This window comes from Proteiniphilum sp. LBM24028, from assembly GCF_056629195.1.
This window is the reverse complement of sequence record NZ_CM152817.1, coordinates 2,603,314-2,624,485: the sequence shown is the minus strand read 5'-3', so window position 1 is coordinate 2,624,485 and position 21,172 is coordinate 2,603,314. Positions and strand designations below refer to the sequence as shown.

19 protein-coding genes are annotated in these 21,172 nt (G+C 46.5%); 15 read left to right on the top strand and 4 right to left on the bottom strand.

Annotated features, from left to right (window positions below):
- Positions 1-14 precede the first annotated feature (14 nt).
- The 3 genes from rsmI (at position 15) to AC1HCU_RS10540 (ending at position 2,366) form a co-directional block, all read left to right on the top strand.
- Positions 15-689 (top strand): 16S rRNA (cytidine(1402)-2'-O)-methyltransferase, encoded by a 675-nt coding sequence (gene rsmI, locus AC1HCU_RS10550; protein ID WP_480365810.1) that lies wholly within the window; start codon positions 15-17, stop codon positions 687-689.
- A 62-nt stretch (positions 690-751) separates the two neighbouring features.
- Positions 752-1,606: a Cbp1 family collagen-binding glycoprotein adhesin gene (locus AC1HCU_RS10545; RefSeq protein WP_480365808.1), complete on the top strand. Its 855-nt coding sequence runs from the start codon at positions 752-754 to the stop codon at positions 1,604-1,606.
- Positions 1,607-1,673: 67 nt separating this feature from the next.
- Positions 1,674-2,366 carry a YjjG family noncanonical pyrimidine nucleotidase gene (locus AC1HCU_RS10540; protein WP_480365805.1) on the top strand — a complete coding sequence of 231 codons (693 nt, stop codon included), beginning with the start codon at positions 1,674-1,676 and terminating at the stop codon, positions 2,364-2,366.
- Here AC1HCU_RS10540 and AC1HCU_RS10535 read toward each other — a convergent pair.
- The 4 genes from AC1HCU_RS10535 to glsA all read right to left on the bottom strand — a co-directional run bounded on the left by AC1HCU_RS10535 (position 2,350) and on the right by glsA (position 6,589).
- Positions 2,350-3,624, bottom strand: coding sequence for an arginine deiminase (locus AC1HCU_RS10535; protein ID WP_480365803.1), 1,275 nt, complete (start codon positions 3,622-3,624; stop codon positions 2,350-2,352). The genes AC1HCU_RS10540 and AC1HCU_RS10535 overlap by 17 nt on opposite strands.
- A 335-nt stretch (positions 3,625-3,959) precedes the next feature.
- Positions 3,960-4,466 (bottom strand): flavodoxin, encoded by a 507-nt coding sequence (locus AC1HCU_RS10530; protein ID WP_480365801.1) that lies wholly within the window; start codon positions 4,464-4,466, stop codon positions 3,960-3,962.
- A 242-nt stretch (positions 4,467-4,708) separates the two neighbouring features.
- Positions 4,709-5,740 carry a glycine N(alpha)-acyltransferase GlsB gene (gene glsB, locus AC1HCU_RS10525; RefSeq protein WP_480365798.1) on the bottom strand — a complete coding sequence of 344 codons (1,032 nt, stop codon included), beginning with the start codon at positions 5,738-5,740 and terminating at the stop codon, positions 4,709-4,711.
- A 24-nt stretch (positions 5,741-5,764) separates the two neighbouring features.
- A complete protein-coding gene (glsA, locus tag AC1HCU_RS10520) occupies positions 5,765-6,589 on the bottom strand; it encodes a lyso-glycine lipid O-acyltransferase GlsA (RefSeq protein WP_480365795.1) in 825 nt (274 codons plus the stop codon).
- Between the two features lie 275 nt (positions 6,590-6,864).
- On the opposite strand from glsA, the gene AC1HCU_RS10515 reads away from it, so the two are divergent.
- The 12 genes from AC1HCU_RS10515 (at position 6,865) to ftsA (ending at position 21,164) form a co-directional block, all read left to right on the top strand.
- On the top strand, positions 6,865-7,317 hold the full coding sequence (locus AC1HCU_RS10515) for a division/cell wall cluster transcriptional repressor MraZ (RefSeq protein ID WP_480365793.1): 453 nt from the start codon (positions 6,865-6,867) through the stop codon (positions 7,315-7,317).
- A gap of 11 nt (positions 7,318-7,328) precedes the next feature.
- Positions 7,329-8,255, top strand: coding sequence for a 16S rRNA (cytosine(1402)-N(4))-methyltransferase RsmH (rsmH, locus tag AC1HCU_RS10510; RefSeq protein ID WP_480365791.1), 927 nt, complete (start codon positions 7,329-7,331; stop codon positions 8,253-8,255).
- 84 nt (positions 8,256-8,339) lie between these two features.
- Positions 8,340-8,684: an FtsL-like putative cell division protein gene (locus AC1HCU_RS10505; RefSeq protein ID WP_480365789.1), complete on the top strand. Its 345-nt coding sequence runs from the start codon at positions 8,340-8,342 to the stop codon at positions 8,682-8,684.
- Between the two features lie 45 nt (positions 8,685-8,729).
- Positions 8,730-10,928, top strand: coding sequence for a penicillin-binding protein (locus AC1HCU_RS10500; RefSeq protein WP_480365787.1), 2,199 nt, complete (start codon positions 8,730-8,732; stop codon positions 10,926-10,928).
- 3 nt (positions 10,929-10,931) lie between these two features.
- Entirely contained in the window at positions 10,932-12,395 is a 1,464-nt protein-coding gene (locus AC1HCU_RS10495; RefSeq protein WP_480365785.1) for a UDP-N-acetylmuramoyl-L-alanyl-D-glutamate--2,6-diaminopimelate ligase, read from the top strand.
- 23 nt (positions 12,396-12,418) lie between these two features.
- Positions 12,419-13,678 carry a phospho-N-acetylmuramoyl-pentapeptide-transferase gene (gene mraY / locus AC1HCU_RS10490; protein WP_480365783.1) on the top strand — a complete coding sequence of 420 codons (1,260 nt, stop codon included), beginning with the start codon at positions 12,419-12,421 and terminating at the stop codon, positions 13,676-13,678.
- 22 nt (positions 13,679-13,700) lie between these two features.
- Positions 13,701-15,044 carry a UDP-N-acetylmuramoyl-L-alanine--D-glutamate ligase gene (murD, locus tag AC1HCU_RS10485; RefSeq protein WP_480365781.1) on the top strand — a complete coding sequence of 448 codons (1,344 nt, stop codon included), beginning with the start codon at positions 13,701-13,703 and terminating at the stop codon, positions 15,042-15,044.
- A gap of 26 nt (positions 15,045-15,070) precedes the next feature.
- Positions 15,071-16,453, top strand: a complete 1,383-nt coding sequence (locus AC1HCU_RS10480; protein WP_480365778.1) for an FtsW/RodA/SpoVE family cell cycle protein — start codon at positions 15,071-15,073, stop codon at positions 16,451-16,453.
- On the top strand, positions 16,450-17,550 hold the full coding sequence (gene murG / locus AC1HCU_RS10475) for an undecaprenyldiphospho-muramoylpentapeptide beta-N-acetylglucosaminyltransferase (RefSeq protein ID WP_480365775.1): 1,101 nt from the start codon (positions 16,450-16,452) through the stop codon (positions 17,548-17,550). Before AC1HCU_RS10480 ends, murG begins: the two co-directional genes overlap by 4 nt.
- Positions 17,547-18,923, top strand: a complete 1,377-nt coding sequence (gene murC / locus AC1HCU_RS10470; RefSeq protein WP_480365774.1) for a UDP-N-acetylmuramate--L-alanine ligase — start codon at positions 17,547-17,549, stop codon at positions 18,921-18,923. The genes murG and murC overlap by 4 nt, the downstream gene beginning before the upstream one ends.
- Before the next feature lie 75 nt (positions 18,924-18,998).
- Entirely contained in the window at positions 18,999-19,733 is a 735-nt protein-coding gene (locus AC1HCU_RS10465; RefSeq protein ID WP_480365772.1) for a cell division protein FtsQ/DivIB, read from the top strand.
- A gap of 102 nt (positions 19,734-19,835) precedes the next feature.
- Positions 19,836-21,164: a cell division protein FtsA gene (ftsA, locus tag AC1HCU_RS10460; protein ID WP_480365770.1), complete on the top strand. Its 1,329-nt coding sequence runs from the start codon at positions 19,836-19,838 to the stop codon at positions 21,162-21,164.
- The last annotated feature ends 8 nt before the right edge of the window (positions 21,165-21,172 follow it).

The following is a 21,172-nucleotide window of genomic DNA, read 5'->3' as shown; positions in this document are numbered from 1 at the left end:
CCATTAAGTTACACATGGAGACAGGGAAGCTATACGTAATACCCACACCAATTGGTAATCTTGAAGATATGACATTGCGGGCTATCAGCCTGCTAAAGGCATGTGATCTCATCCTGGCGGAAGATACCCGTACCAGCGGATTCCTCTTGAAACATTTCGGAATTGAATCGCGCATGCAGTCACATCATAAATTTAACGAGCACAAGACAACCGATGAAATGGTGGAACAGATGAGGGGGGGAGGGCGTATTGCGTTGATTTCCGATGCCGGAACACCCGCCATCTCCGATCCGGGCTTTTTACTTGTGAGGGCATGCATCCAGGCAGGAATCGATGTGGAATGCCTTCCCGGGGCGACAGCTTTTGTTCCTGCCCTGGTTGAATCGGGGTTGCCCTGCGATCGTTTTTGCTTTGAGGGGTTTCTGCCACAAAAAAAAGGCAGACAGACCAGGCTGCAGCAACTTGCTGAAGAAAAGAGGACCATGATTTTCTATGAATCTCCTTATCGTGTACTTAAAACCCTCGATCAACTTGCAGAACATTTGGGAAGTAACAGGGAGGCTTCGGTGTCGCGGGAAATTACAAAGATGTATGCTGAAACAGTGAGAGGAACACTGGGAGAACTTATCGTCCATTTTACCCGACAAGCACCCAGAGGGGAGTTTGTTATCGTGGTCGCCGGAAAGTAAAATAATCGTCATCAAACTATTTTATGCATTAATTGTTTTATAGAAAGCTAAAAATTGAGATTATGAAAAAAGAATGGCTATTCATGCTTATTGTAGGACTGATTGTATCATGTACCAACGTAAAGGAGTCGAAAGAATATAAGGAACTTGAGGCTCAGAGGGATTCTCTTCTGATGCAGTCTGCCGGGACTCAGCAGGAGGCCACCGAAATGATGGCTGTTATTAGTGAAGTGGAGGCCAATTTTGCAAAAATCAGGGAGGCGGAAAATTATATCTCCACTCAGTCGGCGCAGACCGGTGAAATGAGTCAGGATACCAAAGACCGCGTAAATGAAAATTTCAAAATGATCAGCGAGATATTGCAACGCAATAAGCAGCAACTGGACGATTTGAACAAGAAGCTAAGTGGCAGCAACAAGGAGATTTCAACGCTTAAAAATACCATCGGCAGGTTGAATAATGAGATGAAGGAGAGTGCCGTCCGTCTGGCCGAATTACAAAATCAGCTCTCCCTGAAGGATGAGCAAATTGCACAGCTTTCGCAGGATGTAACTTCACTTGCATTCGAAGCCGAGCAACAGTCTGCAACCATCCGGGAGCAAGACCGTACACTGCACACTGCCTACTATGTTTTTGGTACCGGTAATGAGTTGAAAGATCAGAAAATTCTGTCAGGTGGTTTTCTGCAACAGACAAGGGTGATGAAAGATACTTTTAACAAGGATTACTTTTTGCAGATCGATATCCGTGATGTGACGGAAATACCGTTGTATTCACCAAAAGGAAAACTGTGGTCGACTCATCCCGAAGGAACATACGAGTTTATAAAAGGGAGTGATGGAAATCTGGTATTTCATATTACCGACACGCAGCGTTTCTGGAGTCTGACGAAATATCTCATTATAGAAGTAAATTAACCCGATCCGATAAACGAAATTATCTGTCACGGAGTGAATGCAAATCACTCCGTGATTGTTTAAAGAGATGACCTACAAAAATCTTTTTATTGATCTGGATGATACGCTCTGGGACATTCACCTCAACGGCAGGGAATGTTTGGAGGAGATATATCTGGATTATGGTTATGCAGAATATTATCCCACTTTTTCAGACTACTATGCAGTATATATGCCGGGCAATCTGCGCTTGTGGGCGATGTACAGACAGGGTGAAATCCGGAAGGAAGAACTCATCGTGGAACGCTTTCTGGCGCCGGTGCGGGATTTCGGTATTGACGACCCCGAATATGCCAGAAGACTGAGCGACGATTTTCTGGATCGTACCACCCGTAAGACACGGCTTATTGAAGGGGCTTTGGAACTTCTGGATTACCTGAAACCCCGTTACCGCATGCACATTCTTTCAAACGGATTCCGGGAAGTACAATATAAAAAGATTGAAAACTCGGGGCTAAAGTCCTATTTCGATAAAATCATTCTTTCGGAAGACGCCGGCATCAATAAGCCCCATCCCGACATGTTTACCTACGCACTCAAGAATACCAACTCCCGACGCGATCAGACTGTCATGATTGGAGACAGCTGGGATGCCGATATGGTGGGGGCGTACCAGAGCCGTATCGCACAAATCTGGTTTAACCCCGCGTCGGAGCCACCCGACGGATTTGAACCCACGCATACTGTACAAACGTTGGCTGAGATTAAAGATATTTTGTAACTTCCCTGCGCAGCGGCATTGTCATACATCGCGGTCCGCCCCCGCCACGCGGCAGTTCCGATCCTTCAATGGTGATTACACATTTCCGGGCAGAATGTATATCAAATTGATTCCGAATCACATCGTTCGCCGTCGCTATTTCAAAACCGTTTTTACTGAGTTCTTCCAGTGTATGTATATTGCGGGCATAGGAGAGCACCTTTCCCGGCGCAATAGCCAAAAAATTAGCGCCGCTGTGCCACTGCTCCCGCTCCTGATCCCAATCGTCAGCCTTTCCTCCGCAGATGACCGGCTCCGGATCAATGCCCAATTTACGCAGCAGATTAAGGATGCCGCTTACAGAAGAGATCCGGGTTACCTTTCCGTTTTCTATCTGCATATGTACTGTCCGATAGGGCGAGTTGCTCATTATGAGTGGTTTGTATACCATCGCCTTGTCGGTATCGAGCATCGTGAAGACCATATCCAGATGGATAAACGATTCCGGAGATTCCGGCAGCTGCTGTACGATGACGTGCTTTTTTCCTGTACCGGTCTTGCAAAACTCCTGTACCAGCAGGTCGATACCTTGCGTACTGGTTCTCATTCCGTTCCCAATGAGCAGAATGTCCTCCCTGATGACGAGGATATCCCCTCCTTCAATTTTTACCTGAGGATTATTTTCCGATAAGTCGTACGCATTTGTTATGCCTGTATTGAAATAAAGCCCGCTTCCGAAAATGGCCTCCATGATCAGCGATTCACGCAGACGTACGTTGTTGGCCATTTTGCAAATAAGCGCATGATTCCCGATGACTGCAGCGGAGTCACGGGTAAAATAAAAATTGTAAAGCGGTCTGAGCGCATAATACTCATCACGTAGAAAATCGGTCAACGTATTGACCCGGAGTGGTAGCCCTTCAATCAAAATTCTTGAAAGTAAGGACGGAGGTTGCTCTATCAGAAAATCGAGATAACCGGGAACATATTCAGCTTCACATATTTTCCTGAGGAGTTTTTCCTTTAAATCTTCCTTTTCCAGTACGCCGGTGAGCAGATCGGATATTTCATATACCCGGCATGTTTTTTGCAGCACGCCAAGCAACTGGTCATACTCTTTACGGGCAATGGATAAGTTGAGAATGTCACTGTAGAGCGCTCTCTGGGCGTGACGGGGAGTCATGTTTTCCACTTCAGCCCCGGGATAATGAAGAAGTACCGCTTCCAGTTTTCCCGTTTCAGATTGAATATTCAAGGTACATTTTTGATCCGGTATCATTTCATACGATTATTTTTTTTATGTTATGGTGCATGAAACTTGCGTGTAATCATTGTCTTTGAGTGTTATGGTTTCGATGCCCGTTTCATTATTTTTCATTTGAGGTTCCTGCTTCATTGCATCCATTGGGGATACCTGCCAAAATCAGTTGATACTGAGACAAAAGTTGATAATTTAAAAAGATACGCATTCAGTTTGGCCTTGCCTTGCGGAACGCAAATGTGACGCATACTTGAGATACCTGGCGCACGTGCGGAAGACATCCCCGTACTCTGGATAACAGTTCCCATTGCCGGTACCAAAGTGACGGAACTGAGTCCGTGGAAATATAAAATCTATTTCAGATAGGGTTTCAGAATCTCTACCCAGGCGGCGATACGCTCGTCAGTGAGCTCCGGCTCGGTGTCATCGTCGAGTGGAAGGCCGACAAACTGGCCGTCGACAAGGGCCCTGGAGTATTCAAAATCATATCCTTCGGGAGAAACCTGTCCAATGACGGTGGCTCCTTTCGCCACAACAATCTCATAAAGGATGCCCATGGCATCCACAAATGAACTGGGATAAATGGAAGCATCACCCATACCGAACAGGGCGATTGTCTTGCCGGAGAGATCCATTTTTTCCAGCTTGGGATAGAAATCATTCCAGTCGTCCTGCAAATCCTGTACACCCCAGGTGGAAACTCCCAGAATCAGTACCTCGTTGGATAGAAACGGCGCTTCATCGCCATCGTAAATGTCAGATAATGAAGGGGTGTAATCTACAAGTTGGGCAGCAATTTTTTCAGCTGCATTTTTGGTGTGTTCGGTGCTCGACCCGTAAATGATTGCTATTGATTTCATATTTTAACTCTAATTTTATCTCTTAACACCGAAATGATGCAATATGTTTAGGTTGTAGGCTTTTTCCCTGAAAAACGTGGAAGTATCCGGTCGGATATTTTCAAGTTTTATATGAAGTGTACAAACGGTTGCACTTTACGGAATTAGAAAAAAACAGTGTCAATTAATTGCCGAATATTTCTATCTGGTTGAAAAAGCGTTTCATAAGAAGCGAAAAGTTGAAGTTCGACAGACAGGGACTTTTATTTCTTACTTTCTGTTTTGACTGGCGGAATAACTGTCTTTCTTGTTTTTCCTTTCGTGGAGATCAGTCTTCTGAGTTTTATGAGAAAACGCTTGCTGGGTTTGCTTTTCAAATAGGTTTCGATATGGCGGGCACGTTTTTCTTCGAGTATCTGGTCTATTTCGATGAGGATGCCAGACTCTTCAACCTGTCCGAATTCATCGTTGATGGCAGTACCAAAGAATCGCATGGTGGGTGAAAGGCTCATGTAGGCATTGATAAGCGGTGGAATGTTGTACCCCAGTGCACGTACTTCACGGTTGAGAATTTTATAGTCTTCCTTAAAGCTGCGGCCGTGGAAAAGATGTCTCATTTTTTCTACATTGGTTCCTGTTTCAAGCGGCTCGATGGGTGTGACCATCTTTTTTGCGTCAGGGAAATGTTTGTTGAGGAAATAGAGAATCATATTGCGGGCATCCTTGTTGTAGGTGCCATACATGGTTACCTTGCCAAAGAAATACCTGATATCGGGGTCGATGACGGTAAGTGCCCCCAGTCCGTCCCACAGATTGTCGAGTGCGAAGATTCCCTTTCTACCCAACAAGGTCGACTGATACTCGAGGGAAACAAAAGAACGTCCCAGTTCCACCGTGTAGGGCAGATATTCATTGATAAATTCCTGTGAGAAATTTAACAGATGGGCTGTTGCCAGCATCGGTTTACCCTGTTCGTCGAATTCCACGTCAGAGCCATAAATAAAGCGGTATCCGCCCAGTATTTCCTCGTTTTCAGGATCCCAGACAATCAGCTGCCTGTAGGGGATCTCCATGGTGTCATATTTATCGATATCGGCCTCGAGCCCCGTGCCACCACCGTAGTGGCGAAATGCAATTTCGCGCAGGCGACCCACCTCCCGCATCAGATTGGGAGAATTGTGCGCGGTGAAAACATATATTTCGTTGTTGGCCTTATTGGTGCTCCTTACCCTTTTCTGTACGGTTAGTTCGCTTTTTATCAGTTCCTTGGATACCGGTTCTATGATCTTTTCCATTCTTTAATCGTTTGAAAATAAACATCATTTCAGCGTGTAAACCACATCTTTTACATATTGTGCCCATTCCTGCGGTGTCTTCGATTTGTCGAATGTCTGCCAGGGTATGGGTTTGCCAAATGTGATGGTGAATTCACGATGGCTGTTTTTGAACATCTCGTCGGGCAACCAGATTAATTCGATATTGAATTTTATTCCGGATGCTTTACGAAGATTTGCGAAGTTGTAAAAGAAATTGGAGTTCCTGCCCTCGAAATGGACGGGAATAATGTCTCTCTGGTACTCTACCGACTTGATGATGAAATTCTTCATCCATTCCAGATCGATGATCTTCCCTTTGATTTTGCGGGAACATAATCCTGCCGGAAAAGTGATGATCTGATTCCCCGAAGCATATGCTTCATTGATGGTCCTTGCCGACTCTTTGGCCTGGCTTCCGTACTTGTTGATCGGCACAAAAATTGGTTTCAGTGGATCAATAAAATAGAGAACATCGTTTACCAGGTATTTGATCTGTCCGCTGTATTTTTTGCCCAGAAAGGCGGAGAGACAAATCCCGTCAAGCCCGCCAAGCGGATGATTGGAAGCGAAGATAAATTTCCCCCTTTCGGGAATATTCTCTTCACCACGGATGTGAAGATGTATATTGAACTCTCTGTCAACCAGCGCACGCATGAACTCAACACCTTCCACATCACTGTTGCGGGAAAGAATTCCGTTGATATCATCCTGGTGTAGCGTTCGCTTGAGGTAATTTATCAGAAACCGGGGTATCCTGTGGTAATATTTTGATGCCTTGTCTTTTAAAATATTATCCACGTCAATCCTGAATCCATTTTCTTGGTTCATTGCATCTTCTCTACTTCTAATCAAATACGACACAAATGTACAAAAATTCATGTATGTAAAGGTTAGAATCGGCCAGATTTCTTCATTTTCCGTTAGAAATGCAGCATGCAAACTATTTCTTTTATTTGTAATATTCATTATATCAATAATATATATATTTATTATTGCCTGTTGATAACTTTTTTGTAAAATATTGTGTGGAATTGTGGGGAAAAGTGGTTTATTTTGTACTTTTACACCGTGGATGGTTCTATCCGTTTGAAATTGATGGAGGAATGTTACAGTTTCTGGGAAATATGGAAGCCAGAGCCGATACAAAAGGAAGGATTTTTGTGCCGGCAATTTTTCGTAAGCGCTTGCAATGCGAAGGCGAAGAGTTTTTGGTACTTCGGAAAGATATTTTTCAGGATTGTCTTGTATTATATCCGGGAAGTGTTTGGGAGAAAGAGATCGAAACACTCAGGGGCCGGTTGAATAAATGGAACCGGGAGCAGCAGCAAGTCTTTCGTCAGTTTGTTCTGGATGCGGAGAGGCTTGAGATGGATTCTAGCGGGCGCATACTTATACCAAAACGTTATCTGCAGATGGTTTCCATCGATTCAGATGTCCGCTTTCTCGGCGTGGATGAAACAATTGAGATTTGGGCAAAAGAGAAACTGGAACAGCCACTGGTTGATCCCGAAGAATTTTCTTCCGCCTTGCAACAGTTGATGTCGCACTTCCCTTAATTTTTCAGGTTATGGCAAATAACGGCAGTCAGATGGCATATCATATTCCTGCTTTGCTCAATGAAAGCATTGAAGGACTGGATATCCGTCCCTCCGGCGTGTATGTGGATGTCACTTTTGGAGGGGGGGGGCATTCAAGTGAGATCCTGCGCCGGCTGAATGGAGACGGGCGCCTTATTGCCTTTGATCAGGATGAGGATGCGGTATTGAATGCCATCGACGACCCGCGTTTTACATTCATAAGAAGTAATTTCAGGTTTCTGAAAAATTTCCTTCGCTATCTCGGTGTTGATGAAGTGGACGGGGTAATGGCTGATTTGGGCGTTTCGTCACACCATTTTGATGATGCCGGCCGGGGATTTTCATTCCGCTTTGAAGGAGGTTTGGATATGCGAATGAACCGCAGTGCCTCAAAAAGTGCTGCCGACATTCTCAATGAATATCCCGAAGAGAAATTGCGTGAGGTCTTTCTAAAGTACGGAGAACTAAAATATGCCCATAAAATAGCTTCCTCGGTGATAGCATACCGGCAGGCGAGGAAAATTGCAGTGACAAACGACCTGCTTGCTATTCTGGAACCTTTCACTTTTAAAGACCGGGAGAAGAAAATACTGGCACAGGCTTTTCAGGCTCTCCGTATTGAAGTGAACGGTGAAATGGAGGCGCTTACCGAGATGCTTACCCAGGCTCTGCAGGTATTGAAACCCGGTGGACGGTTGAGTGTTATATCCTATCATTCACTGGAGGACCGGTTGGTAAAGAATTTTTTCAGGACGGGCAACTTTGAGGGAACTTTGATCAAGGATTTTTACGGGAATGTGGAAACTCCTTTCGAACAAATCAGCCGCAAAGTGATTGTGCCTGCTGAAGAGGAACAGCAGCAAAACCCGCGGTCGCGAAGTGCCAAACTACGCATCGCAGAGAAAAAGAAGAGTTGAAAGCTCAAAGCCATACCGCTGAAAGCCCACAGCCCGCTTCCAAAAGAAGTTAATGGCTGAACGCTGAACGTTGACAGTTTGGATATGAAACCAAAGTTCGATAACATACGCAAATCGTTTGTCCATGTTTTTGGAGGAAGTGTTCTCACTGAGAACTACTTCCTCAGAAACATGTGGTTTATTGTCGCGATTGTGGTGATCATGCTTTTGTTTATCGGACATCGCTATAAAGTACTGCAAAGAATGTCGGAGATCGAACGCCTTGAACAGGTGCTGAAAGATGCAAAATATGAGTCGCTTACTATCTCATCCAGTCTGACCGAAGCAGGCAGACAGGGAGAGATAGAACGACGGGTGGCGGAGGCTGGGCTGGAATTGAAGGTGACCGGTGAGCCGGTATATTATCTCAATAAAAAAGGAAAAGATTAGCATTTAAGTACCCTGCAGGGTATTTTAGCTTAGTCCGGGTAAGAAATGCAGAAACAAAAAAGAAAAGACAAAAATGGTGCTTTGGGACGTTATGGCCTGATAGTCACACTGCTGATGCTGTTTGCCGTGATGATCATTTTCTCGGCTGCCAGGATCGTCTTTACTTCGGAAGGGAAGAAATGGCGGGAGGTGGGTGAGAAGGAAACGGTCATCAGGGATCGTGTGATTCTGCCCAAGCGGGGGAATATTTACACATACGACGGGAGACTGCTGGCAACCACCGAACCGCTCTATAGTATTTACATGGACTTTTGGGCAGATGGCATGGAAAAAGACACCCTGGAAAAATATGTGGGTGACCTTTCTATGGCACTTTCTAAAAAGTTTCCCGACCGTTCGGCTGCGCAATATAGGAATGTGATCATGGGCGGATGGAAAATGCGGGAAAAGGAGGAGCAGCAAATACGTGAATATAAGGCCAGGGGATCCGACAAAAAAGTATCAGTTCGTTCCCGTTATGTGAAGATCCTGCGACGTGATATCTCCTACGTTGATCTGAAGGAAATACGTACCTATCCATTCTGGAACCAGCGTTCAAACAAGAGCGGATTGATTGCCGAAGAACGGAACGCACGTAAAAAACCTTTCGGAAATCTTGCTACACGCACTGTCGGAAATGTCTACAAGGATCTGGAGAAGGGAGGAGCAAGCGGTCTGGAACTGAAATATGATTCTCTTTTAAGCGGGGTGCCGGGTGTAAAATTCAGGCAAAAGATACAGGGAAAGTGGATGGATGTCGTGGAAAAACCTGCAGAAGAGGGATGGGATATTGTCACCACCATCGATGCGGATATTCAGGATATTGCAGAACGCTCCCTGCGGGATAAGCTTGTGGAGACGGAAGCTGAGTCGGGCACAGCCATCATTATGGAGGTGCAAAGCGGAGAGATCAAGGGAATTGTAAACCTCGACCGCCTGAACAATGGCGATTATGCCGAAGGAAATCCCAATGCATTTTCATATATGAATGAACCGGGATCGACCTTTAAAACGGTGACGGCGATGGTGGCCCTCGACGATGGCGTGGTGACTCCCACCGACTCCTTCTATGTGGGAAATGGTCTTTTTCAATACAACAAAAGATGGGTGCGCGATCATTATTGGCGAAGAGGCCAGAATAGAGGCTATCTCACGGTTGCAGAGGGTATAGCCATCTCCTCTAACGTGGTAATGAGCAAAATTGTACTGAAAGGTTACGAAAATAACCCGGCCAGATACGTGGAAGGTATTGATAGGATTGGCCTGAGAAAACAGTTGAAGTGGGATGTGCCGCTGAATGGTATTGAAGGAACTTCCTCCATCCGCTTCCCAAACGATAAAACAAACTATTGGTCCAAAACCACGCTCCCCTGGATGTCCTTCGGCTATGAGACAAAGATACCTCCCATCTATATGCTGATGTTTTATAATGGTATTGCCAATGGCGGAAACATGATCAAGCCATTTATTGCCAAACAGTTCGTGAAAGATGGAAAAGTCCTCAGGGAGATGGAGGCGGAAGTGGTCAACCCGAGAATGTGTAAGGAAATCACATTGCAGCAGATACAAGAGATGCTTGTGGGGGTCGTTGAGGAAGGAACAGCAAAGGTGGTAGGCTCTGATTACTTTTCTGTTGCCGGAAAGACGGGCACCGCCCAGATAGCCGCGGGAGGGGGGTACGGCGGATATTATGTTTCTTTTTGCGGTTATTTTCCGGCCGACAAACCGATGTATACTATCTTTGTGGGCCTGAGAAAGCCAAAAGGAGTGCCCTCCGGGGGTGGTATGGCCGGCATGGTATTTAAAAATATTGCTGAACAGACCTACGTACGAAAAGTACAGCTCTCCGTGGAGGATTGCAAGACAGATTCCACACTTCGGAAAAATCCAGTTATTAAACACGGTAACTGGAAGCAGAGCCAGACTTTGCTGGCCTCGTTAAATTATCCTGCCGGCAAACCGGATAAAGAGACCGATTGGGTGAAAATTTCGCAGGATAGCCTGGTGTATCTTCCCGAAGCGCTGGCACTAAACAAATCACTGATTCCCGACGTCCGCGGAATGGGTGCGCGTGACGCAGTATTCCTGCTGGAGAAGATGGGACTCAGGACAAACCTGACCGGCGCCGGAAAGGTAGTATCGCAATCATTCGCACCTGGACAGAAACTGGTAAAAGGAACCACTATCACCATCACATTGCAATAGCGTATGAAACTAAAAAAAATAATAGAAAAATGTAATGTCATTGCCATTCGGGGCAATGAAGAGGTCACGGTGACCGCTATTACTTCCGACTCACGTACCGTGACACAGGGTTCCCTGTTTATCGCGGTGGAAGGAATCTTTACCGATGGACATGCATACATCGGCAAGGCAATTGAACAGGATGTGGCGGTGGTGGTGTACGATAAGCCGATGATTGAAGAATATTTCTCCAGAGTCACCTATGTACAGGTAGAAGACAGCACCGTGGCTCTTGCACTCATAGCGTCCGAGTGGTTTGGAAATCCTTCGGAACAGTTACAGCTTGTAGGGGTGACCGGTACCAACGGCAAAACAACCGTTGCCACTCTGCTCTACAAAATGTTCAGATACCTGGGATATCCGGCGGGACTGCTTTCCACTGTGGCCAATTATGTGAATGATGATCGTTATGAAACCACCCATACCACAGTCGACCCCATTACACTGAATGGCTACCTCCGAAAGATGGTGGATGCCGGATGCGGTCATGCCTTCATGGAAGTAAGCTCTCATGCTATTCATCAGAAGAGGGTCTATGGACTTCGTTTTGTTGGAGGAATCTTTACCAATCTCACCCAGGATCATCTCGATTATCACAAAAATATGCTGGAATACCGGAACGTGAAGAAGTCTTTTTTCGATAATCTTCCCCCGGATGCCTTTGCCCTCATAAATACCGATGATAAAAACGGCGGAGTGATGCTGCAAAATAGCAAAGCCGGAAAATTTTCCTATTCTGTGAAAGGACTGGCCGATTTTAAGGCCCGCATCTTCGAGAAACATTTTGATGGAACCGATATCGAAATTAACGGCAGAGAACTCTCCGTGCAATTTGTGGGCGTATTTAATGTGTATAACCTGCTTGCCGTATATGGCACAGGCGTTCTGCTCGGACTGGATAAGGAAGAGCTGCTTCGTGTTCTCTCCCTGTTAACACCGGTAGCCGGCCGTTTCCAGACCATTCGTTCACCCCGGGAATATACTGCCATTGTGGACTACGCCCATACACCCGACGCCCTGAACAATGTATTGAACGCAATTCACGAAGTGCTTAACAACAAAGGAGAGATCATCACAGTGGTGGGCTGCGGAGGTAATCGTGACAGGACAAAGCGTCCTCTGATGGCGCGCGAGGCCGTGGAACTCAGTAATAAGGTAATATTTACTTCAGACAACCCCCGGTTTGAAGAACCCGCCGATATTCTGAAGGATATGACCGACGGCCTTACGCAGGAGCAGAGAAATAGTGCACTCACTATTGTGGATAGGCGCGAAGCCATCAAAACAGCCTGTGCCCTGGCACAGCAGGGTGATGTGGTACTCATTGCCGGAAAAGGACATGAAGACTATCAGGAAGTAAAAGGGGTCAAATATCACTTCGATGACAAAGAAGAGGTGGAAAGGATATTCACTGCACAAGGCGCCTGACTGAAACTGAAAATTTTACATCTATGTTGTATTATCTTTTTGAATATTTAGACAAACTTGATTTCCCGGGAGCAGGCATGTTTCAATATGTGATGTTCCGCTCTGCCATGGCAGTGGTTTTCTCCCTGCTGATAGGCATGGTGGCAGGGAAGAAGATTATTGGAAAACTGCAACAAAAGCAGATTGGAGAGACTATTCGCAACCTCGACCTGGAAGGGCAGTACAGCAAACGTGGAACACCTACAATGGGAGGGGTCATCATTATTCTCTCCATTCTTAGTGCTACCCTCCTCTTCGGGAAGCTGGAAAATATTTATATTATTCTGATGCTTGTCAGTACCGTATGGCTGGGAATGCTTGGCTTCGCAGACGATTATATCAAAGTGTTCAAAAAGGATAAAGAAGGTCTGAAAGGAAAATTCAAAATTGTGGCCCAGGTTGGACTGGGACTCATTGTGGGGCTTACTATCTATTTCAGTCCCGACATCGTAGTGCGGAAAAATATGGAGATACGGGTGAACAACGTAATCGAAGAAGTAACCTACCAAACCGAAGATGTGAAGACAACAAGTACCACCATCCCTTTTATGAAAAATAATAACTTCGACTATAAATGGCTCGTAACCTGGATGGGAGACTATGCCGACGAGGCTGTATGGATCGTCTTTATCCTGGTGGTGATTCTCATCGTAACGGCTGTCTCGAACAGTGCCAACCTGACAGATGGGCTTGACGGACTCACGTCGGGGTCATCTGCCATCATAGGAGTGGCACTGGGTATCCTGGCCTACGTGTCGGGACGTGTCGATTTTGCCTCATACCTGAATATCATGTATATTCCCGGGGGAGATGAACTGATGGTATTTGCCTCGGCGTTTGTGGGTGCCTGCGTGGGATTCCTCTGGTACAATTCCTATCCGGCACAGGTGTTTATGGGTGATACGGGTAGCCTCACGCTCGGAGGAATCATTGGCGTGTTTGCCGTGCTCATCCATAAGGAGTTGTTGTTGCCCATCCTCTGTGGCGTCTTCTTCGTAGAGGCATTGTCGGTGATTCTGCAAGTAACCTACTTCAAATATACGAAGAAAAAATATGGTGCCGGAAAGCGTATTTTCAAGATGACTCCGCTGCACCACCATTATCAGAAACCAGGCAATGGAAGTATCGATGCACTGATACAGAAACCTTTTGCACCGCTCGCAGAACCCAAAATTGTGAATCGCTTCTGGCTGGTGGGAATGATCCTGGCTGTGCTGACACTGGCTACGCTCAAAATGAGATGACGATGAACTTTTAAGTGAGACAATGATGATCGGTAAATTAATAGTTGTACTTGGAGGCGGTGAAAGCGGCATTGGATCTGCCATACTTGCTGCAAAACAGGGGTTTGATGTGTTTCTTTCCGATAGTGGCCCGCTTCAGGACAAACATCGTGAGACATTGCAGGCCTATGGAATTGAATTTGAAGAAAACGGCCATACCGAAGAACGTATACTCAGGGCCAGTGAGATTATAAAGAGTCCGGGAATACCTGATACTACCCCCCTGATACAAAAAATACGTAATGCCGGGATTCATATGATCTCGGAGATTGAATTTGCAGGTCGTTACACCAGTGCAAAGATGATCTGCATCACAGGAAGCAACGGGAAGACAACAACGACCAGTCTCATCTATCATATCCTGAAGTCGGCGGGACTGAATGTGGGGCTTGCGGGTAACATCGGGAAGAGCTTCGCCAGACAGGTAGCCGAAGCACATTATGATTATTACGTGCTGGAATTGAGCAGTTTTCAACTGGAGGGCGTATATGATTTCAGGGCCGATATTTCAGTCTTGCTGAACATCACTCCTGATCATCTCGATCGTTACGATCACGATCTTCAGCACTATGTGGACGCCAAGATGCGTATAATCCGCAACCAGAGAATGCAGGACGCATTTATTTACTGGATCGACGACCCCATTGTCACCAGGGAAATTGAAAAACTGCAGCCGGGGGCGACCATGTATCCTTTCGGAGAACAGAAAAAGGAAAACAGTATAGCCTACACCGAAAACGGAAAGTTAATTATTCAGGCAAAGGAAAGGGAATTCACTATGGAACTGGAATTGCTGGCACTGGAAGGGTTGCACAATGTATATAACTCATTGGCATCGGGCATAGTGGCTAAGCTGATGGATATCAGTGACGAGCAGTTACGCACTTCACTGTCCGATTTTAAAGGAGTACCGCACCGGCTCGAAAAAGTGGCCACCGTACGCGGTGTGCAGTATATCAATGATTCAAAGGCCACCAACGTGAATTCCTGCTGGTATGCCCTGCAGAGCATGCGTGCCAAAACGGTACTCATACTGGGTGGTACCGACAAGGGAAATGATTATAGCGAGATTGAAGACCTGGTAAGGTCAAAGGCCAGAGCGCTGATATTTCTCGGAAAAGACAACAGTAAACTGCATGCTTTCTTCGACGGAAAAATACCCCTTATTCGTGAAGCAGGCTCCATGAAGGAAGCAGTGGATATTGCTTATAAACTGGCAGAAAAAGGCGATATAGTATTGCTTTCACCCTGTTGTGCCAGCTTCGACTTGTTTAAAAATTACGAGGACCGGGGCGACCAGTTCCGGGAATATGTGAGAAGGTTGTGACAGTGCCAATGTGCAAAATTTGAAATATGGAAAAAAATGTCAATCATGCAGGAGATCCGGCGTTTTCCGGGGAGATGGCGGAGGAACCGGGAATCACAATAAGGGACTTCGGGCAGAAAATATTTCAGGGGGACAAGGTAATATGGTCGGTGTTTATCATTCTCTGTGTGATCTCCCTGGTGGAAATATTCAGTGCTACAAGCACCATTGTTTACAGGCAGCAAAATATGTGGGGACCTATTCTTCGGCATGCCATGTTCTTGATTGGCGGAGTGGGGGTGATCCTTCTTATTCACAATATTCCTTATCGCTTTTTTTCACTGCTGATATTCGTCCTGCTGGGCGCCATTGTGCTGCTCGTACTGACCCCTTTTATCGGTACGAGTGTCAATGGGGCCGACCGATGGATTTCCTTCATGGGATTCACCATTCAACCTTCCGAAATAGCCAAAATTTCGCTGATGGGCACCATCGCATTTCTCCTAAGCAAGCAGAATGGAGCAAATGACGGACTGCTTTTCAAGTGGATGATTGGACTCATGGTGATCGTGTGCAGCATCATCGCCATGGACAATCTCTCTACCGCAGTATTGTTATTCGGGGTCTGTTATCTTCTGATGTTTATAGGAAATGTAAAACTTGCCAGACTGCTGAAAGTGGCAGGCGCAGGTATTGCTTTGGTCCTTTTGTTCGTGTTGCTGCTGAATGTCATTCCCGAAAAATGGACCGACGCCGGCCCTCTAAATCGTCTGGGCACATGGCAAAACCGTATTTCCTCCTTCGGTGCACACAAGGAATTGTCGGAAGAGGAATATTATAGTATCACCGATGAAAATTACCAGGTGGCACATGCCAAGATTGCCATTGCCAACGGCGGTCTGGTGGGAGTCTTCCCCGGAAACAGTACCGAACGGGATTTCCTTCCGCAAGCCTACTCAGACTTTATCTATGCCATCATCATTGAGGAAATGGGTATGCTTGGTGGAATCTTTGTTCTGCTACTCTATGTGATCCTGTTGATCCGTTCCGGTATAATTGCCCGGAAAACCGATAAAATGTTTCCAAGGTATCTTGTGCTGGGGTCGGCGCTGATGCTTTCCATACAGGCTTTTATTAACATGGCGGTGGCGGTGAACCTGATTCCCGTCACCGGTCAGCCCCTGCCGTTGGTCAGCCGCGGCGGTACATCCACGCTGATTACCTGTGCCTACTTCGGACTGATCCTGAGCGCCGATCGCTTTGGTATAGCCAAAAAGAAAAGGGAAGGAGATGTGGATCAGAATCAGAATGATTCAGACCATAATGAAGAAGACAATATCCCCGATAAGGAGACAAGGGAGGGTTCCGGATTGACGGAGCCAATCAGCAAACTGGAAGATAAAGTAGAATTTGAAATCTATCAGGTATGAAGGTCATTGTCAGTGGAGGAGGCACCGGAGGCCATATATTTCCGGCTATATCCATCGCCAACGCAATCAGACACCGTTGGAACGATGCGGAGATATTGTTTGTAGGTGCCGAAGACCGTATGGAGATGGAGCGTGTGCCGGCAGCGGGATATAAGATAATTGGATTGCCGGTGGCGGGTTTCGACCGGAAGAATCTGTTGAAAAATATCTCGGTGACGTTCAAGCTGCTCAGAAGTATGCAAAAAGCACGAAAGATCATTGCCGACTTCAAACCCGACATTGCCGTGGGCGTAGGTGGTTATGCCAGCGGACCCATATTGAAGGCGGCCTCGGCAAAAGGAGTGCCCACGTTACTTCAGGAACAGAACTCCTATGCGGGAGTGACCAACAGGCTGCTGGCGCAGAAAGCAGCGGTGATTTGTGTGGCTTATGAGGGAATGGAAAAGTTTTTTCCAAGAGACAAGATTGTGCTTACCGGCAATCCCTGCAGACAGGACCTGTCAGTCTCGGAAGAGAACAGAGAAAGTGGATACGCACACTTTCAACTGGATCCCAACAAGCGTACGATCCTGATGTTGGGAGGAAGCCTGGGGGCTCGTACCCTCAACAAGAGCATTGTAGATGCGTTCCCGAAACTGGCTGCATTGAATGACGTGCAGGTGATCTGGCAAAGCGGCAAATACTATTACAAGGAGATGAAACAACTACAGGAGACAGGAAAGATTCCATCCAATGTACACCTTTTCGATTTCCTGCATCGGATGGATTATGCCTATTCTGTAGCTGACCTTATCATCTCCCGTGCGGGCGCCGGCTCCATCTCTGAGTTTAGTCTTCTTGGAAAGCCTGTTGTGCTGGTCCCTTCGCCCAATGTGGCGGAAGATCACCAGACAAGGAACGCGCAGGCTCTTGTCGATAAGGAGGCGGCCGTCATGGTTTCCGATGTGCTTGCACATGTATTACTGTTCGATGTGGCACTTTCACTCGTGAAAAACGACGCGCAGCGGATGATCCTGAGCCGGAACATCGCACAGCTGGCACAACACGATTCGGCAAACCGGATCGTAGATGAGATCGAAAAAATTGTAATTGTATGAATTACGAGAACATCTATTTTATCGGTATCGGTGGTATCGGCATGAGTAATCTCGCCCGTTATTTCCTCTCAAAAGGGAAAAGAGTGGGAGGCTATGATCGCACGGAGACTCCGCTTACCCGAAAACTCGCAGAGGAGGGTGCCTTCGTGCATTATGAAGACAATTTGCAGAAAATTCCTTCCTCTTTTATCGACAAGGAAAAAACGCTTGTGGTTTATACTCCCGCCGTGCCTGCTTCACATGGAGAGCTTGTTTTTTTCAGCGAACAAAGATTCACCATCATGAAACGGGCTCAGGTACTGGGAGAGATCACCAAAACGAGTGATGCCATCTGTGTGGCCGGTACACACGGAAAAACCACCGTATCAAGCATGACTGCACATCTGTTGCGGCAGTCGCATGTAGATTGCAATGCCTTCCTGGGAGGAATACTGAAGAATTATGACAGTAACCTGTTGCTCTCCGATAAAAGTAACATCACGGTGGCCGAAGCCGACGAATATGACCGTTCCTTTCATTGGCTACGTCCCTGGATTGCCATAATTACCTCTGCCGATCCCGATCACCTGGATATTTACGGTACCGAGGAGGCCTACCGGGAAAGTTTTGAGAAGTTTACATCCCTCATTCGTCCGCACGGCCTTCTGATCGTGAAAAAGGATGCGCCGGTCACACCCCAGGCCGATGATACGGTCACTGTCATGACTTATGGAGTGGAAGAGGGTGACTATCATGCGGAAAACATACGGGTCGGTGACGGAACGATCCTGTTTGATTTTGTATCACACGATAGGAAAATTACCGGTATCTCCCTGGGAGTGCCAGTGAGAATAAATATTGAAAACGCCGTGGCAGCCATTGCTGCTGCAACGAAATGCGGCGTCACGGACGAGGAAGTGCGTCATGCCATGCATACCTTTGGCGGAGCAAGGAGACGGTTCGATTTTCATATCAAAGCCAGAAACATTGTATTTATCGATGATTATGCACATCATCCGCAGGAACTGTCTGCAGCCATCCATTCTGTTCAGGCACTTTATCCGGACAGGAAGGTAACCGGTATATTTCAACCGCATCTCTATTCGCGCACCCGTGATTTTGCCGCTGATTTCGGGCGAAGCCTTTCGCTGCTCGATGATGTGATTCTTCTGGATATTTATCCCGCAAGGGAAGAACCTATCGCCGGCGTTTCGTCGCAGATTATATTCGACAGGATCACCTCGGCGGAGAAACTGCTCTGTAGTAAAGAAGAACTGTTGGAGCTGCTCCGGTACAAGCCACTGGAGGTGCTTGTGACTTTTGGTGCAGGAGATATTGACCGGTTGCTTCCCGACATTGAAAAACTGTTGAGGGAGAAGTATGGGGATATTTGATTAATGTTTTTTAAATCGACCGGCTATTGTACATCTTGATGTATCTTTGTGTAGTTCAAACAAACAGATAAGCGCTTGAAAAAAATACTTCTCATATTGGTAGCCGCTGCTGTAACGGGATATCTGATCTTTTCGGCATCCTATTTCAGGAAATCATCACGCGACAATATATGCGAACGTTTCGAAGTGATTATCAGGGATAGCACACATACACGTTTTGTAGAAGCAGAGGATGTTGTGAATCTGGTGAAACGATACGATCTCTATCCCGTAGGCAGGAAATTCGGCGATATCAATACGCTGGCGATACGTGATACCATCCTCACGAACCGTCTTGTGGAATCGGCAGAGGTTTTCACTACCGCAGGCGGTTCTATTGTGGCATCTATTCGCCAGCGGGAACCGGTATTAAGAATTATCTCGGATACGAAAGGCAGCTTTTATGTCGATAAGGATCGCCAGATCATGCCTCTCTCATCAAATTTTGCAGTTTACGTGCCCATTGCCACAGGTGTCATCGATGAGGAGTTCGCACAGAACGAACTGTATGATTTTGCGATGTTTCTTCATGATCATCCCGACTGGGATGCCTGGACAGAACAGATAGTGGTACAAGAGAATAAGGATGTGGCACTGATACCGAGGGTGGGTGATTTCCGTATCATTCTGGGAAGTCTGGATGACTATCCGGCCAAGCTTGCTAAATTTGTTCTTTTTGTGGAGGAGGGACTGAACGTGGTGGGATGGAACCGGTATCGTGAGATCAGCCTGAAATATGAGAATCAGGTAGTGGCCACGAGAAGGGAATAAGAGGTCTCCCGTTTTGAAAAGGAAGTTAATGAGCAAACAAAAATGTTGCCGGAATGTTTGTAGAACAACAACGTAACCAAAAGTTCATCGACCAAAAAATATATGATGCATTCAGGATTTATAGCAGTAATTGATCTGGGCACTTCCCGGATCAAAGGGGTTGTGGGGCGAAAAAATGAGCACAACGTGATATCTATTCTTGCCAGCGGTTCCATCGATGCCGGAAATTCAATTCGCAGAGGGGTGGTGTATAACATCGAGCAGGCAGGAGCCAATGTGTACAAGCTGGTGATGATGCTCGAAAATAGCATGGGACGCAAGATCTCAAAAGTATATGTCTCCCTGTCCGGACAATCGCTGCATACCCTGGAATTCAACGAGATGAGGCAGCTGAATGCCGGAATGGTTACCCAGGAGGTAGTGAGCCAGTTACGCAAGGCTGCTGAAAAGTTTCAGCCGGAAATGGTGCGCAATTACAGGGTGGCCGACGTGGAGTATTATATAGACGACAAGCCGGAACGCAATCCGGCTGGAGTGACCGGCTCGCAGATTGAAGCGGGTTATGAACTGATTGTGGGACGTCCCAACCTGTTGTCGAACATCGAAAAAAGTATCGCAGCCAAAACGGAACTGGAAATAGTGGATTTTATCGTAGGACCGATTGCTACTGCCGAAATATCCCTCAATGAGGAAGAAAAGGAACTGGGTTGTGCTTTCATTGATTTTGGTGCCGGTACTTCTTCTCTCTCTGTCTACAAAGGTGGTATATTGCGTCGGATGGTTGTCATCCCTTTTGGTGGTAAGAACCTGACCAGAGACATCAGCGCGCTCAACTTTACTGAGAACGATGCCGAACAGCTGAAAATAAAATTCGGCCGGGCCATGGAAAACAAAGATGCTCCCCTTTTCACTTCTCCTTTCGCCGTAAAGCCGGATGTAGACCTGACAGAATTAAATAAGGTAATCGGCCTGCGTCTCGATGAGATCATTGCCAATATCGGAGAGCAGATTGTGTTGTCGGGTTACGATGGACAGCTGGGAGCGGGGCTGATCATCACAGGGGGGGCCTCGCAGCTGAAGAATCTCGACCTTTACCTAGGTCAAAAGCTGAAGATGCCGGTAAGAAAGGCATTGGCAAAGAAAACATTTATCAATAATGCTCCCGAACTGATTAATGATCCTGCATTCACGCAGGCCTTGGGCATGCTGCTCTTTGCAGAGGAAGATTGTGAGCAGCCTGACCTGGGGAGTGCTGAGGAAAATGTAGAAGAACGCAGATCTACCTCCTCAGGCTGGTTTTCCGGAAAAAGTAAAAAAAATAAAAGCGACAGAAAGGAGAGGAAACCGAAGGTTGAAAAACAGGAGGGAGGATTTTTCACAAAGATAGAAGACGTTTTAGGGGGTATTTTCTCGGAAGAGGAGGATGAGTAACAGAGAAA